This is a genomic window from Streptomyces sp. NPDC127068 (assembly GCF_042724695.1).
Taxonomy (GTDB): Bacteria; Actinomycetota; Actinomycetes; order Streptomycetales; family Streptomycetaceae; genus Streptomyces.
On the sequence record NZ_JBHXEN010000041.1, the window covers coordinates 18581 to 33490 of the forward strand.

Sequence of the window (14910 nt, forward strand, 5' to 3'; positions counted from 1 at the left end):
CACCGGGCACGGGACCGCGACCGCCCCGGCGCGCGGTCCGGGCAGCTCACGAGCCCGGCGAGCCCCGGCTCCCCCGGGTGAGCAGGTACGCGGCCAGCAACCACACCGCGCACCCGGGCACCCACGCCAACTGGTACCAGTAGAAGAACGGAATGCCTGCCAACTCCGGCTGCGCACCGGCGTACCAGGGCACCCAGACCAGGGCCACCACGGGAACGAGTAGGCAGAAAGCCGCCACGACACGCCGTGCCGTGATACGGCCGGAATGCTGTGTGTGTCCGTCGTCTGCCACGGGTTCCTCCTTGTTTCCCCGCTCCCGTACCGCGCTGGTCTGTGGAAGAGTTGCCGACACCCTCGGTTCGGTTGACAACCCGGGTGGTGGATTTTCGGACGGATCATCCGGAGTTCCAGGCCACTCGCCGTTCATCGGCCGCACCGCACCCGGGCGACGACGACGCCGCCCGGTGTCGCGGTGGGGCACGGCAGGGAGAGCAGGACGTACGGGAAGCAGGACTCAGAGGGCCGATCCGGGCGCGCACCGCGCCCCCGGATCGCCGGTACGGACGGTGGACGATGATCCGAGGCGGCACGCTCGTCGCGTACCTCGCCGTCATCGCCGCGACGTCGTTGCTCGCCGTGGCCGCCCGCCGGTTCCGTCCCACCGGACGGCTCCCCTCCCTGGACGGTTGGGCCCTGGCCGACCGCGGACTCGGCACCGGATGGTCCTGGCTCCTCATCGGCGGCACCTTCTTCACCGCCTACTCCTTCACCGCCGTCCCCGGACTCGCCTACGGCAACGGTGCGACGGCCTTCTTCGCCGTCCCGTACACGATCATCGCCTGCCCCCTGGCCTTCGTCCTGCTGCCCCGCCTCTGGGAGGTCTGCGCCCGCAACGGGTACGTCACCGTCGCCGACTTCGTCCGCGGTCGCTACGGCTCCCCGCCGCTCGCCCTGGTCGTCGCCCTCACCGGCATCCTCGCGACCATGCCGTACCTGGCACTGCAACTCCTCGGCATCCGGGCCGTGCTGGCCGCCGGAGGGGTCGACCCCGATGCGATCGCCGCCCATCTCGCGATGGTCGCCCTGTTCGCCGGGCTCGCCATCGCCACCTTCCGCTACGGACTGCGCGCGCCCACCGTCATCGCGGCCTTCAAGGGGGTCGCCGTCTTCGCGGCCGTCATCGCCGCGGTCTGGGTCGTCCTCGACGACCTCGGCGGACCCGGCGCCGTCTTCGAACAGGCCGCCCGCCACATGGACCTCGGGGGCGCCGGCGGCGCGGCACTGCTGCTCGCCCCGCACCAACAGGCCGCCTTCGCCTCGCTCGCCCTGGGGTCGGCCTTCGCCGTACTGATGTACCCGCACATGCTCACCGCCGCGCTCGCCGCCCGCAGCCCCGGGACCCTGCGCCGCGTGACCGTCGCCCTCCCCGCCTGGACCGCGGTCCTCGCCCTGTTCGGCCTGCTCGGCATCGCCGCCGTCGCCGAACGGATCAGGACCACCGCGGGGGGCGCCGAGACCGCGGTGCCCCTGCTCGTGGACCGACTGATGTCACCGCCGGTCGCAGGGCTCGTCTTCGGCGCCATCACCGTCGGGGCGCTCGTCCCCGCCGCCGTGATGTCGGTCGCCGCGGCCACCTCGTTCGTCCGCAACGTGTACGTGGAGTACGTCCACCCCACCGCCACGCCCAAACGCCAGGTCCGCATCGCCCGGGTGATCTCCCTGATCGCCAAGCTCGGCGCCGTCGCCTTCGTGTTCGGGCTGCGCGACCAGGCCGCGGTCAACCTGCAACTCCTGGGCGGGGTCTGGATCATCCAGATCTTCCCCGCGGTCGCCATCGGCCTCTACACCAACTGGCTGCATCCGCGCGCCCTGCTCGCGGGCTGGGCGGTCGGCATGGCCGTCGGCACCCTCATGGTCGTACGGGAGGGCTTCTCACCCGTCATGCCGCTGGGCCCCACCGGGCACACCTTGGAGGTCTACGCCGGTCTCGCGGCACTGCTGCTGAACCTCGCGGTCGCCGTGGCCGCCACCCCCGTCCTGCGGAGGTCCGGCGTCGCTCGTGGCGTCGACACCACCGCCCTACCACCAGGGCCGGCCTCCAGGCGCCGCCCGGGAACAGGAGCGAGCACATGAGACGGATGAGACGAGCCGGCCGCGCCCTCACCCTCGCCGACCGCGCACCCGTGACCGAGGCACCCACGGCCCCCGGCGGCCCGAACCCGGCCTCGCCCGCCACCACGGACCCCGGCTCCGCGGGCCCACCGGGCACGCCGCCGGTCGGCGAGGTCCCCGACCGGGAACGGGACGTCGCCCTCGCCGGGCTGTTCGGCGAGCACTACACGTCGATGCTGCGGCTGGCCACCCTCCTCGGCGCCGACGACCCGGAGAACATCGTCGCGGAGGCCTACTACCAGCTCTACCGCAAGTGGCGCCGCCTCCGACAGACCGACCGGGCGGAGGCGTACCTCCGCTCGGTGGTCTGCAATCTGACCAGGATGCGCATCCGGCACCTCCAGACCATCCGCAAACACGTCGAGGCCCCCGCCCCCGTCAGGGAACAGGTCGCCTCGGCCGAGCACGACGCCCTGATCCAGGACGACCAGCGGGTGCTCATCGCCGCGGTGCGGGAACTCCCCACCCGTCAGCGCGAGGCACTGGTGCTGCGCCACTGGATGGGGTTGAAGGAGTCGGAGATAGCCGACGCCATGGGCATCTCGCCGGGATCGGTCAAGACCCACACGGCACGGGGCATCGCCGCCCTCACCAAGGCGATGGAGGCGCGCAGATGAGTGGCACAGACACCGAGCGCCGGCTGCGCGAGGCGTTGGAGGCCGTGGCGCGGGAGGTCCGTCCGGCCCCGGACGCCTACCGCACGGTGCGCGGCGAGTGGTTGCGCCGCGAACGCCGGCGCCGGCTCGTGCTGGCCCTGCTGATCGCCGTGGTGTTCACCCTCGCCACCCTGGCGGGGCTCTGGGTGCTCAACCAGGCGCCGGCCACACCCGGTGTGATCTTCAACGACCACCGCACCCCCTCGTCCCACGCCCCGCCGGTGGCCCCGGGGAGCTGACGCGTCCGCGGGGGTCAGCCGGCGCCGGCGCCGTCGACCAGGGCGGCGAGCGCCCCGGCGAGCGCGTCGAGGCCCGGCCCCGGAGCCCCGCCCGGCTCCGCCATGTACTGGTCGCGACGGATCTCCACCATGAGTGCGCTCACCCGCGGGTCACGCCCGTAGAAGGCCAGCGGCACGTAGGTACCCGCGAACGGGCTGTCGAGACCGGTTCCGCCGAATCCGCCGAACGCCTCCCGGGCGAGCGAGGTGAGCCGCTCCGGCGTGTGGAAGGGGTCGGTGCCCAGACAGATCGGGGGCCGCTCGCCCCCGCCGTGCAGTTCGTAGGGCAGCGGCGCGGTCGGGTACGAGTGCACGTCGATCACCACGGCCCGCCCGGTGGCGGCGAGTCGGTCCGCCACCGCCTCCTGCACGGCCCGGGCGTACGGCAGGAAGTACCGTTCGACCAGCGGGCGGGGGTCGAATCCGTCGGCGCGCAACGGCTCGCGGTGGGTGGTCCGGGTGTAGACGGCTCCCATCCCGACCGCCGCCATCTCCTCGCGCTCGTCGGGGAACCGTTCGGGGTCCACCACCAGCCGGGACAGACCGTTGACGAACCGCCAGGGGGTGACGGCGGCCGAGTCGGCGGCCAGGGCGGCGATCCGGGCCGTGTGCGCGTCCGTGAGGTGGTCCAACTCGCGCTCCAGCGCCGCGTCGTCCAGGACGATGCCCGCACGTGCGGACTCCGGGACCACCCGGGAGGAGTGGGGGACGTGCAGGATCACCGGGGACTCGGCTGCGCCCGGATGCACGCGGAAGGAGTCGACGCCGGAGCCTGTGGGTGTACGGGGCATGCGACCAGCTTGGCACGGCCCGTACCGGGGTCTGCGATCGGCGGTACGGGCCCGGGGCGCCGCCGTCGCCATGGCGCGTTCCGCACCTCGGCCGCGTGGCGCGGATGTGTCCTCCGGGCGGTGGACGCACCGCACGCGGTGCGCCGGCCGGACGGTGGGGCGACCGCTCCGACCCGCGACGGGCTCCTCCGGCAGGGGACCGGCGAAGACCGGCTGACCGTGCCATACTGGCCAAATCGCAAGCCCGTACGCCCACTTCCGCTGGCTGGAACGCGTGTTCAGGCCGGCGCGGCGGCGCGGGAACCGGCGAGCCGTCCGGCCCATGTTCCTTGAGGAGGCACCCTCGTGTCCGACCGTGACTCGATGCGCGCGGCAGCGGAGATACGCGCGCGGATCGACACCACCAAGCCGCACTCGGCGCGCTTCTGGAACTACTTCGTGGGCGGCAAGGACAACTACGAGGTCGATCGCGAAATCGGCGACCAGATCAAGGACATCTTCCCCGGTCTCGTCGATGTGGCGCGCAGCAGCCGCCAGTTCCTCGGGCGCACCGTGCACCACCTCGCCGGGGAACAGGGCGTGCGCCAGTTCCTCGACGTCGGCACGGGCCTGCCGACCGCCGACAACACCCACGAGGTGGCCCAGCGCGTCGCTCCCGACGCGCGGATCGTCTACGTCGACAACGACCCCCTGGTGCTCACCCACGCCCGTGCGCTCCTGACCAGCACCGAAGAGGGCCGCACCGACTACCTCGACGCCGACCTCTACAAGCCGGCCGCCGTGTTGAAGGCCGCCGAGGAGACGCTGGACCTCAGCAAGCCCGTCGCGCTGATGATCCTCAACACCCTCGGTCACGTCGCCGACCACGCGCAGGCCCGTTCCCTGGTCGCCACCCTGATGGAGGGTCTGCCGTCGGGCAGCTACCTCGTCATCAGCGACAGCACCGCCACCAGCGAGGGCATGATCGCCGCCTCCGACGCGTACAACTCCAGCGGTGCCGTGCCCTACCACGTGCGCGCCGTGGACGAGATCACGGGCTTCTTCGACGGACTGGAGCTGCTGGAGCCCGGGATCGTCCCCGTGACCGAGTGGCGCCCGGAAACGGCAGGCGCCGCAGTGCAGCGGGTCGACGCCTACGGCGGCGTCGGCCGCAAGCCCTGACGCTCCCCGCGGAGGTCCGAGCACGGGCCGTGCTCGGACCGCGCACAGGACGGTCCCTCAGACCGGGCGGCACTCGTTCCGCTGTCGCCCGATCCCCGAGACCTGCACCCGTTGACCAGGTCGCCCGGCTCCAGCACCAGGCACTGCGGCAGGTGGTGGACGATTTCGGCGACCGAGATCGAAGCCACAGGTGCCGCACGACTCCTGATCGTGCCCGGCATCGCCGTCGAGGCCGCGGACCCCACGGGCATGACCCGTCCGCTGGTGGAGGCCCCGTCCGAGCGGGCCGATCGGCCGAACGCACCGCGCGACGCGCACCTTGGCCCACCCGTTCGGCGGGCCCGGAGGTGCGGATCGCCCCGACGGCTCCTTGACTGGCCGGGGGCGGGGAGCGATCACGGCACGGGAGGCGGCAGGTGAACGGGCACTTCGGACGGGGCGTGGTGAGCGTCGTTCTGGTGGCGGGGCTCGCCGCCACCGGCACCGGCTGCTCCGAGGACGGGGGTTCGCCGTCGGGCACGGTCTCGAAGGCGGCCTCCGCCGCGGCCTCGGCGGGCGCCGGCCTCGCCTCCCGGGCCGCCGAAGCGGCGGCCTCCGCGTCCGCGGCGGCCGAACGGAAGATCAACGAGGTCACCGACGGCGTCGACGCCCGGGACGAGGTGAGGCTCTCCGGCCAGGCCACCGACGGGGACGGCCGCACCACGGTCCAGGTCGCCGCCCGCAACACCGCCGACAGCGCCAAGTCCTTCGTCGTCCAGGTCACGTTCCGGGACTCCGACGGGAACCTCGTCGACACCGTCGCCGTGACCGTGTCCGACGTGCCCGCCGCAGGGACCAAGGAGGCCGTCGCGCGGAGCACCCACCAGCTGTCCGGAACCATCCGCACCGAGGTCGACAAGGCCCTGCGCTACTGACCGACCGCGGCTCACAGCGGGGTGTACGCACCCCCGTTCACCCGGAGCACCTGCCCGGTGACGTGCCGCGCGGCGGGCGAGGCGAGGAAGAGCACCGCGCCGGCGATGTCGTCCGGCGTCCCCGCCCGACCGGTGGACGTCGCGGCCACCAGGGCGTCCTGACGTTCCCCGGTGAGGCGGTCGCGGAAGAACTCGGTGGTGGCGACGTACCCCGGTGCGACGACGTTGGCGGTGACCCCCCGCCGGCCCAGGCCCTTCGCCAGGTCGAGGTTCCAGGCGATGAGTCCGGCCTTGGCCGCCCCGTAGGAGCCGGCGCCCTGACCCGCGGCGATCGACCCGATCTGGATGACGCTGCCGCCTCCGGCGAGCCGGTCGTCCAGGGCCTTCGTGGTCAGCGCGGCGCTGACGAGGTTGGCGTCCAGGTTGGCCCGGAAGTCACGGGCGTACGCGGCGAGCCCGCCGGCACCGTCCGCGTCGAAGTCGGTGTTGCCTCCCGCGTTGTTGACCAGTACGTCAAGGGTGCCGGCACCGGGGAGCAGGCTCACCAGGTGCTCCACCGCGGCGGGGTCGGTGTGGTCGCAGACCAGGGCCCGTGCCCCGGTCTCCTCGGCCAGTGCACGGATCGGCCCCTCGCGGCGACCGGTCACGACCACGTCGTCCCCCAGGGCCGCGAACTGCCGGGCGATCGCTCGTCCGATGCCCGTGCCACCGCCGGTGACCAGGACGGTGCGTGCCATATGCTGTCCCTCCACTGTTCGTTCAGGTCTAAATTCAGGTCTAAATATAAGACGGGGGAGGGGTGCTGTGGCAAGCGAGGGCACGGGAGCCGAACGGGACGCGCACGGGTCCGGAGACCATGCGGACCGGGACGTGAACCCGAACGGGACCGCGGAGCGGGGCCGGGGCGCCGCCACCGTCGAGGAGATCTCCGCCGCCTGGGCCCGCGAACTGCCCGGCGTGCCGGTCGCACCGATCGGGATCGTCACCCCGGTGTGGCAGCTCGCCAAGCTGTTCGGGGACGACCGCAGACGGATCCTCGCCCGCGCCGAGGTGGACGCCGCCACGCTCGACCTGCTCAGCGTCCTGCGCCGGGGCGGCCCGCCCTACACCCTGAGCACCCGGGAACTGGCCCGCCGCTGCCTGGTCACCGCCGGAGCGGTCTCCCAGCGGGTGGCCCGCGCGGAACGCGGGGGACTGGTCACCCGGCAGTCCGCTGCCGGCCGGCCCCGGACCGTCGACGTCACCCTGACCGAGGCCGGTCACCGGGTCGTCGAAGCGACCGTCGGCCATGTGCTGCACCGCGAGGCGGAGCTCGTCAGCGGCCTCACCACGGCCCAGCAGGAGCAACTGGCGGAGCTGCTCGGCGCCCTGCTCCGCACGGTGCAGCGGGACCTCGGCGACGACCGGATCAGCCAGGTCGGACTGGACTGACCCACAGCCCGGCCCGCCCGTCGGGTGGTTCCTGCGGTCCGGTCAGTCGCGGGTGCAACGGCTGCCGGGCTGCACGCCCCGCGCCGTCGGATAGCACTGGAGGACGAAGTCCGCGGAGCGGTTGCTGATGTACCGTCCGACGCAGGAGTCCCGGGTCACCAGCCCCTTGCTCCGGCAGTACTCCACCGCCTCCCGCCCGGTCGCGAAGTCCGGCACGTAGAACACCCAGTACCCCGGGCGCAGAGCGGCGAACCGGTCGCTGGACAGCACCCGGACACCGGACAGCCCCCGGGCCCGCAGCGCCGCCGCCTGCTGCTCGCGGGCCGTGGTGCCGCGTGACCTCTCGACGGATGCGAGCTGGGCGATCCAAGTGCCGGCCGGCCCGGCGTCCGGAGGGGCGGCCACGCTGCGGGACGGGTCGGTCCGCCCCGGGACGCCCGACGCGGAAGCCCCGGCCGAGGGCGACCCCGAAGGGGACCGGGAGGGGTGCCGGGACGGTTCGCCGGAACCGGCGGGCGCGGACGGGGCCGCGACGTCGACGCCCGGGTGGGCGGGGTCCCCGGTCGCTTGCGGCCCGTCACCGCCGCCCTCGCTGAGGGCCAGGAGCAGTGCGGTGGTCGTGACCACCGCCACGACGACGGCGACCACTGCCACCACGAGCATCGCGCGGGACCGGGCCGTTGCCGTCGGTCGCGCCCCGGCGCGCGCCTCCGCACCACCCTGACCCGCCGCGGAGGGATCGGGTGCCGTCACCGTGGCCCGTGCCCACCGCGGGGTCCGGCCGTTCTCCACCGCGGCGAGCAGTGCGTCCAGCTGGGCGGGATCGGGCCGCTCGCGGGGCTCGCGCACCAACAGTGCGGACAACACCGGGGCCAGCGGACCGGACCGTGTCGCCGGCGGCACCGCGTCCTCCAGGACGGCGGTCAACGTCCCGAAGGTCGTGGTCCGGCGCAGCGGGCTCACCCCTTGCACGGCCGCGTACAGGACCAGGCCCAGGGACCACAGGTCGGAGGCGGGGTCGTCGTCGGAGCCCCGGACCCGCTCCGGGGCCATGTACTCGGGCGAGCCGATCAGCTGTCCGGTGACGGTCAGCGTCCCCGCGTCCCGCAGCGTGGCGATGCCGAAGTCGGTGAGGACCGCCGAACCGTCCTCGCGCAGCATGATGTTGGCCGGCTTGACGTCCCGGTGATGGACCCCGGCCGCGTGCGCGGCGCGCAGCGCGGACAGTACCTGGCGGCCGAGCCGGGCGGTCTCCACCGGGTCGAGCGGCGCCTCGGCCGCCAGGTCGTCCAGGGTGCGGCCGGGCAGCAGTTCCATCACCAGCCAGGGCTGCGGCACCTCGCCCGTGTCGGGGTCCGGAGGCAACTGCACGACCTGGTGGATCGTCACCACATGGGGGTGGCGGATGCGTCCCAAGGCACGGCCTTCCCGCAAGGCGCGCTCGCGCAGCACTTCGCGGTCCCGGTCGGAGAGCCCCGGACGGGACGCCCTCATCTCCTTGAGCGCCACTTCACGGCCGAGCACCGTGTCCCGGGCCCGCCACACGGTGCCCATGCCCCCGCTGCCCAACCGTTCGAGCAGCTCGAACCGTCCGTCGATGATGTCGCCGGGCGCGCCCAACGTTCCCCCTCCGCGCCGCTGATGTCCCTGGGCCAGGGTAGAGGGGCCGCGGGCGCTCCGCTAACCGGCGCGGGACGCCGTGCGCGACGGGACCCCGAGCCCGCCCGCCCGCCCCGCACCCCGGATGATCAGGCCATGTCCCCACGCGCCGCCTTCGCCGTCCGACCGGTCCGCACCGAGGAACTGCCCCGTCTCCAGGAGGTCGAGCGGGCCGCCGGTCGCGCCTTCGCGGACATCGGGATGCCCGAGATCGCCGAGGACGAGCCGCCGCCGCTGGCGGAGCTCACCCGCTTCGCCGCCCTGGGCACCTGCTGGGTCGCGGTCTCCCGCGAAACGGGGACCGTCGTCGCCTACCTCCTCGCCGAGCCGGTCGACGACGCCCTCCACATCGAGCAGGTGTCCGTCCACCCGGAGGCGGCACGCCGGGGCGTCGGCCGGATGCTGCTGGAACACGCGGCGGCCCGTGCCGATGCCGTCGGTGCCCGGGCGTTGACCCTGACCACCTTCACCGAGGTCCCTTGGAACGCGCCCTACTACGTCCGGATCGGCTTCCGCGTCCTCGACGAGAACGAACTGACCCCGGGATTGCGGGAGGTCAGGGAACGGGAGGCCGCGCACGGCCTGGACCGCTGGCCGCGCGCCGTGTTGCGCCGTTCGGTCGGCGCCGGGCCGTCCGCGTGAGGGCGTGCACGCGGGCCCCGGCCCCGGTCCGAGCGCGTACGAGGACCGACCGGCGCTCGGGCTGAATCCCGCGCACGGCCGGCGGAGCATGACACGGCGACGGCATGCTCCCCCACATGCATCAACGGCTGGGCAGGACGAGGGCCGGGACGTGGGGACGCCTCGCGTGCGCCTGGGCGCTCGTCTTCGCCGCACTCCACTTCTTCTGGGCACTGGGCGGCGGACTGGTCTTCGGCCTGGCGGCACGGGCGTCCGGACGGGCGGGACGGACCCGGTAGCGGCGCGGCACGGCACCGGGGCGTCCCTTCGAACGGTGCCTGCGGGGCTGCCCGTCCCTAGATCCCGAAGGGCGCCGCGTACCGTACCGTCCCGTCGGGCAACGGGTGTTCCGGATCGAGGGCGAGCGCCATCAGGGCGTCCTCGGGGAAGTCGAGCGGGACGCCGATCCCGTGGGCCGAGGCACGAGCGAAGCCGAACCTCGGGTAGTACTCGGCATGCCCGAGGACCACGACGAAGTGCTCGCCCCGCCGCGCCGCTGCGGCCAGTGCGGCGCGGACCACGGCGGAACCGGCCCCGGTCCGTTGGTGGGAGGGGCGTACCGCCACCGGGGCCAGGCACAGGGCGGGCACCGCCCCGATGTGGCAGCGGGTCAGCAGGGCGTACCCGACCGGATCGCCGCCGGCGTCGACCGCCACCAGCGACAGTCCGTCGATCCATGCCGGGTCGAGCCGCAGCGCGTCCACGAGGTCCGCTTCCGCCGGGGTCTCGAAGGCCGCGAGGTTGATCCCCCGAACGGTGGTGACGTCCGCGTCGGTCTCGACGCGGGTGGTCCAGGCGGAGGGTGCGTTCATGGGGGTGCGGTCCACTCTCACTCGGGGCGTACGGGTGGGGTTCGAGCGCATGGTCTCACTCCAGCGGGGTCGGTGCCTCCTTCGCCGCGGGGGGAGCCGGAGAACCGCCGGGGGCCGCCGCCGGACGGGGCCGCACCCGCTGGGGCCCGCGCAGCTCCGGTGTGGTGACACCCACCGCGACGACCGCACCGAGACAGAGCAGACCGCCGCTGACCAGGGCCGTCGCTCCCGAGGTGGCATCGGCGACGAGCCCGGCGCGTAGATTGCCGAGGTCGGGTCCTGCCTGGCCGACGATCTGCTCGGCCGCGGCGACCCGGCCGAGCAACTCCGTCGGGGTGTGCGACTGGACGACCGTCCCGCGGGCCACCACGGACACCGTGTCGGCTGCTCCGGCCAGGGCGAGGAAGGCCAGCCCGGCCCAAGGGTCGGATGCCGCCCCGAACAGCGCGAGCGACACCCCCCAGACGGCGGACGAGACCAGCATGACGACACCGGGCCGGGGGAGCCGGGTGAAGGTGCCGGACAGCAGGGAGGCGGCGACCCCGCCGACGGCCACGGCGGTGAGGAACAGCCCGAGGGTGCTCGGATCGCCGCCGAAGTGTTCCGCGTTGGCCAGCGGGAAGAGGCTGACGGGCATCGCCAGCAGGGTGGCGGCGAGGTCGGTGAGCAGGGCGCCGCGGATCACGGGCGTCCGGGCGAGGAAGGCCAACCCGTCCAGCACGCCGCGCACCCCGGGGCGGGCCCCCGCGCCACCCGGCTCCATCCGGGGCAGCCGGAACACGGCGTAGAGCGCGGCCGTGAAGGTCAGTGCGTCGATCGCGTAGCAGGCGCCGACTCCGAGCGTCCCCGCGACCACTCCGCCCAGCGCGGGGCCCAGCAGCAGGGCTCCCTGGAAGGCGATGCGGCTCAGTGCGAGCCCCGCGGCCAGTTGGTGCGGGGGCAGCAACAGGGGGAGGAAGGAACGGGTCGCCGGGCCGTTGCCGGCCACGAAGCAGGACTGGACCGCGACGAGCACGAGCAGCCCGGCGGGCGGCAGGGGGGCGAGGAACCCCTGGAGGGCGAGCAGCAGCGAGCACACCACTTGCCCCGCGGTCATGAGGAGGGAGAACCTCCGGCGGTCCACGCGGTCCACGACCGCCCCGGCGAAGAGCCCGAGGGCGACGAGGGGGAGCGCTTGGGCCAGGCCGACCGCTCCCGACCAGACGGGGCTCTGCGTCTCCTGCCACACCTGGAACATCACGGCGACCAGGCTCATCTGGCCGCCCAGCCCGGAGAGCGTGCGCCCGATCCACAGCCGTCGGAACGGCGCGTTGCTCCGCAACGGGGTCACGTCGAGCAGTGTGGTGCTGAGCTTCACGGGTCTCCCTGCACCGACGGCGGCACCGTAACGACGGGTGAACGGGAGGCTTGCCCTCGCCGGGCCCGAAGAGGCAACCTAGTGCGCGTCGGCCCGAGGCGCCAATGGCGTCCCGGGCTGCGGACTTGCACGTCCTCGGGTGGCCCGGGCGGTCCGGCGGCGCCGGTCGTTCGGCCCCCGCCACCGGGTGGGCGGGCACGGCGATGAGACTTCTCTCAGGTGGGTCCCGGTTTCCCCCCGGTCGGGCTATCGTCGCCGGGGTCAAACCGTCCCGTGTCGTGACGAGAGGGGAGTGCGGTGCCGTGGGTTCGGGGCCGGTCCCTTCGGACGTCCGGCCGGTACGTGCTCTGAGCAAAACCATCGTAAAGGTCCAGACCTATTGACCCCCCTGGTCTAGTCCTCTTAAGGTCTGGCCACTGCGTCACCCCAGCTTCCATCGACGCACTCCCTCCGTTTCTCTACGGCTCCCTGACATCCAGTCACGGGGCCAACGCGTCAACCCCAGACGCGTCTTGCGCACGACCGCGACTCCTGTCGTCGCGGACCCCCACCAGGAGGATCTGAACGTGCTGTCTTCCAAGCGGGCCAAACCGGCGTTGTTCGCCGCCGGTGCGGTCGCGATCGGCGCCATGCTGGCCGGAACCCTCACTTCCGGTGTCTCGCAGGCCGCCTCCCAGGAGAACTGTCGCCCCGAGGGGCTTTACTCGACGCCCGGCGTAGACGTCCCCTACTGCTCGGTGTACGACACCGAGGGCCGCGAGAAGATGGGCGCGGACCACCAGCGCCGCATCATCGGCTACTTCGCCAACTGGCGTACCGGCAAGGACGGCAGGCCCGCCTTCCTCGCCAACCAGATTCCGTGGGACAAGATCACCCACATCAACTACGCCTTCGCGAGCATCGATTCCGCCAACAAGATCAGCGTGGGCGCCGACGGGCCGGAGAACGCCAACACGGGGATGACCTGGCCGGGCGTCGCCGGTGCCGAGATGGACCCGGCGCTGCCTTACAAGGGTCACTTCAACCTGCTGAGCAAGTACAAGAAGCTGCACCCCGATGTGAAGACGTTGATCTCCGTCGGTGGTTGGACCGACACGGGCGGCTTCTACAAGACGGCCACCAACGCCGACGGTTCGGTCAACGAGGCGGGGATCAACACCTTCGCCGACTCGGCCGTCGACTTCATCAAGAAGTACGGGTTCAACGGCGTCGACATCGACTACGAGTACCCGACCTCGATGAAGGACGCGGGCAACCCGAGCGACTGGCCCGAGGCCAACGCCCGGCGCGCCGGGCTCATGAAGGGCTACGCCGTCCTCATGAAGGTCCTGCGCGAGAAGCTCGACCGCGCGGGCGCGGCGGACGGCAAGCACTACCTGCTGACCGTGGCGGCCCCCTCCTCCGGTTACCTGCTGCGCGGCATGGAGACCTTCCAGGTCCAGAAGTACCTGGACTACCTCAACATCATGTCGTACGACCTGCACGGCACCTGGAACGAGCACGTCGGTCCCCAGGCCGCCCTGTACGACGACGGCAAGGACTCCGAGCTCGCCGGCGCCAACATCTACGGCACCGCCCAGTACGGCGGGATCGGCTACCTCAACACCGACTGGGCGTACCACTACTTCCGCGGCTCGATGCCGGCCGGCCGGATCAACATCGGTCTGCCCTACTACACCCGCGGCTGGAAGAACGTGCAGGGCGGCACCGACGGACTGTGGGGCAAGGCGGCTGCCACCTCCTGCCCGCCCGGTTCCGGCCTGACCAAGTGCGGTGAGGGCGCCGTCGGCGTCGACAACGTCTGGCACGACAAGGACACCAACGGCAAGGAGTCCCCCGCCGGGTTCAACCCGATGTGGCACGCCAAGAACCTGGAGAAGGGCATCGTCCCCGACTACCTGCCCAAGTTCGGGCTCGCGCCGGACACGAAGCTCCAGGGCCAGTACGTCCGCAAGTACGACTCGACGCTCGTCGCGCCGTGGCTGTGGAACGCCGAGAAGAAGGTCTTCATCTCCACCGAGGACGAGCAGTCCATCGGAACGAAGGCCGACTACGTGGTCGACAAGGGCCTCGGCGGCACGATGATCTGGGAGCTGGCCGGCGACTACGACTGGAACGCCACCAAGAACCAGTACGAGCCCGGCAGCACGCTGACCACCCTGCTCTACAACAAGTTCAAGGCCGCCAAGGCCTACGGCGCCAAGAAGTCGAACATCGCGATGCCCACCGAGGCCGTCAAGGTGGACGTGGACTTCGGCGGGTTCAAGCTCGGCGACCAGAACTACCCCATCACCCCCAAGCTGAAGATCACCAACAACACCGCGGCGACCCTTCCGGGCGGCACGGAGTTCCAGTTCGACTACGCGACCTCGGCGCCGAACAACGCCAAGGACCAGTCCGGATTCAACGCGTCGATCATCCGCAGCGACCACACGGGTCCGAACGTCGGTGGCCTCAAGGGTGACTTCCACCGGGTCTCCATGAAGATCCCGGCCTGGCAGTCCATCGCGCCGGGAGCTTCGATGGAGATGGACTTCACGTACTACCTGCCCGTCTCCACCCCGTCCAACTGGACGGTCACCATCGCCGGCAAGACCTACGGTCTCGCCGGTGAGCTGGCCCGCGGCACCACCGTGGTCGAGCCCGGTGGCGGTACGTCCGGCGGCACCAACGGCACCACGTCCGGCACGACCTCCGGCACGACCTCCGGCACGACCTCCGGCACGACCTCCGGCACGACCTCCGGCACCACCTCCGGTGGCACCTGCACCGCTCCCCCGTGGAGCGCCGGCGGCGAGTACGGCGGCGGCCAGACGGTGAGCCACAAGGGCAAGCAGTGGAAGTCCAAGTGGTGGACGAAGGGCGACGAGCCCGGCACCACCGGTGAGTGGGGCGTCTGGCAGGACCTCGGTCCCTGCTGACCTGACCTCCGACTGACCATTCGCTGACCGGACCCGGGGGGGGGGGGTGCGAACGGGGCGCCGGGGGTTGTGGGTGG

The 14910-nt window shown here is 72.5% G+C and carries 15 protein-coding genes; 9 read left to right on the plus strand and 6 right to left on the minus strand.

Annotated features, from left to right (window positions below; genetic code table 11):
- Positions 1 to 46: 46 nt before the first annotated feature.
- Positions 47 to 292, minus strand: a complete 246-nt coding sequence (locus tag ACFWIA_RS24310) for a DUF3311 domain-containing protein (protein ID WP_387008457.1) — start codon at positions 290 to 292, stop codon at positions 47 to 49.
- A gap of 281 nt (positions 293 to 573) precedes the next feature.
- Here ACFWIA_RS24310 and ACFWIA_RS24315 point away from each other — a divergent pair, with 281 nt between their 5' ends.
- The 3 genes from ACFWIA_RS24315 to ACFWIA_RS24325 are packed head-to-tail and all read left to right on the plus strand — an operon-like array spanning position 574 to position 3067.
- On the plus strand, positions 574 to 2133 hold the full coding sequence (locus ACFWIA_RS24315) for a sodium:solute symporter (protein ID WP_387008459.1): 1560 nt from the start codon (positions 574 to 576) through the stop codon (positions 2131 to 2133).
- Positions 2130 to 2789 carry an RNA polymerase sigma factor gene (locus ACFWIA_RS24320; RefSeq protein ID WP_387008461.1) on the plus strand — a complete coding sequence of 220 codons (660 nt, stop codon included), beginning with the start codon at positions 2130 to 2132 and terminating at the stop codon, positions 2787 to 2789. The genes ACFWIA_RS24315 and ACFWIA_RS24320 overlap by 4 nt, the downstream gene beginning before the upstream one ends.
- Complete coding sequence (locus tag ACFWIA_RS24325) at positions 2786 to 3067, plus strand: hypothetical protein (protein ID WP_385495578.1); 282 nt, start codon at positions 2786 to 2788, stop codon at positions 3065 to 3067. The genes ACFWIA_RS24320 and ACFWIA_RS24325 overlap by 4 nt, the downstream gene beginning before the upstream one ends.
- Before the next feature lie 14 nt (positions 3068 to 3081).
- On the opposite strand, the gene ACFWIA_RS24330 is transcribed toward ACFWIA_RS24325, so the two are convergent.
- Positions 3082 to 3897, minus strand: a complete 816-nt coding sequence (locus tag ACFWIA_RS24330; RefSeq protein WP_387008463.1) for an N-formylglutamate amidohydrolase — start codon at positions 3895 to 3897, stop codon at positions 3082 to 3084.
- 363 nt (positions 3898 to 4260) lie between these two features.
- Between ACFWIA_RS24330 and ACFWIA_RS24335 the strand changes: the two genes are divergently transcribed.
- Both ACFWIA_RS24335 and ACFWIA_RS24340 read left to right on the plus strand, forming a co-directional pair.
- On the plus strand, positions 4261 to 5058 hold the full coding sequence (locus ACFWIA_RS24335; RefSeq protein WP_387008551.1) for an SAM-dependent methyltransferase: 798 nt from the start codon (positions 4261 to 4263) through the stop codon (positions 5056 to 5058).
- A 416-nt stretch (positions 5059 to 5474) separates the two neighbouring features.
- Positions 5475 to 5972 (plus strand): FxLYD domain-containing protein, encoded by a 498-nt coding sequence (locus ACFWIA_RS24340; protein WP_387008465.1) that lies wholly within the window; start codon positions 5475 to 5477, stop codon positions 5970 to 5972.
- Between the two features lie 11 nt (positions 5973 to 5983).
- Here ACFWIA_RS24340 and ACFWIA_RS24345 read toward each other — a convergent pair whose 3' ends face one another.
- Positions 5984 to 6709, minus strand: coding sequence for an SDR family NAD(P)-dependent oxidoreductase (locus ACFWIA_RS24345; protein ID WP_387008467.1), 726 nt, complete (start codon positions 6707 to 6709; stop codon positions 5984 to 5986).
- A gap of 133 nt (positions 6710 to 6842) precedes the next feature.
- On the opposite strand from ACFWIA_RS24345, the gene ACFWIA_RS24350 reads away from it, so the two are divergent.
- Positions 6843 to 7403 (plus strand): MarR family winged helix-turn-helix transcriptional regulator, encoded by a 561-nt coding sequence (locus ACFWIA_RS24350; protein WP_387008469.1) that lies wholly within the window; start codon positions 6843 to 6845, stop codon positions 7401 to 7403.
- Positions 7404 to 7445: 42 nt separating this feature from the next.
- Here the strand turns inward: ACFWIA_RS24350 and ACFWIA_RS24355 are convergent, their stop codons facing one another.
- Entirely contained in the window at positions 7446 to 9023 is a 1578-nt protein-coding gene (locus ACFWIA_RS24355) for a protein kinase (RefSeq protein ID WP_387008471.1), read from the minus strand.
- Positions 9024 to 9158: 135 nt separating this feature from the next.
- Here ACFWIA_RS24355 and ACFWIA_RS24360 point away from each other — a divergent pair, with 135 nt between their 5' ends.
- Entirely contained in the window at positions 9159 to 9704 is a 546-nt protein-coding gene (locus ACFWIA_RS24360; protein ID WP_387008473.1) for a GNAT family N-acetyltransferase, read from the plus strand.
- Positions 9705 to 9820: 116 nt separating this feature from the next.
- Complete coding sequence (locus tag ACFWIA_RS24365; protein WP_387008475.1) at positions 9821 to 9982, plus strand: hypothetical protein; 162 nt, start codon at positions 9821 to 9823, stop codon at positions 9980 to 9982.
- A gap of 57 nt (positions 9983 to 10039) precedes the next feature.
- On the opposite strand, the gene ACFWIA_RS24370 is transcribed toward ACFWIA_RS24365, so the two are convergent.
- Both ACFWIA_RS24370 and ACFWIA_RS24375 read right to left on the minus strand, forming a co-directional pair.
- A complete protein-coding gene (locus ACFWIA_RS24370; protein WP_387008477.1) occupies positions 10040 to 10555 on the minus strand; it encodes a GNAT family N-acetyltransferase in 516 nt (171 codons plus the stop codon).
- Positions 10556 to 10610: 55 nt separating this feature from the next.
- Positions 10611 to 11912: an MFS transporter gene (locus tag ACFWIA_RS24375; RefSeq protein ID WP_387008479.1), complete on the minus strand. Its 1302-nt coding sequence runs from the start codon at positions 11910 to 11912 to the stop codon at positions 10611 to 10613.
- Positions 11913 to 12541: 629 nt separating this feature from the next.
- On the opposite strand from ACFWIA_RS24375, the gene ACFWIA_RS24380 reads away from it, so the two are divergent.
- A complete protein-coding gene (locus tag ACFWIA_RS24380; protein ID WP_387008553.1) occupies positions 12542 to 14833 on the plus strand; it encodes a chitinase C-terminal domain-containing protein in 2292 nt (763 codons plus the stop codon).
- Positions 14834 to 14910: the final 77 nt, after the last annotated feature.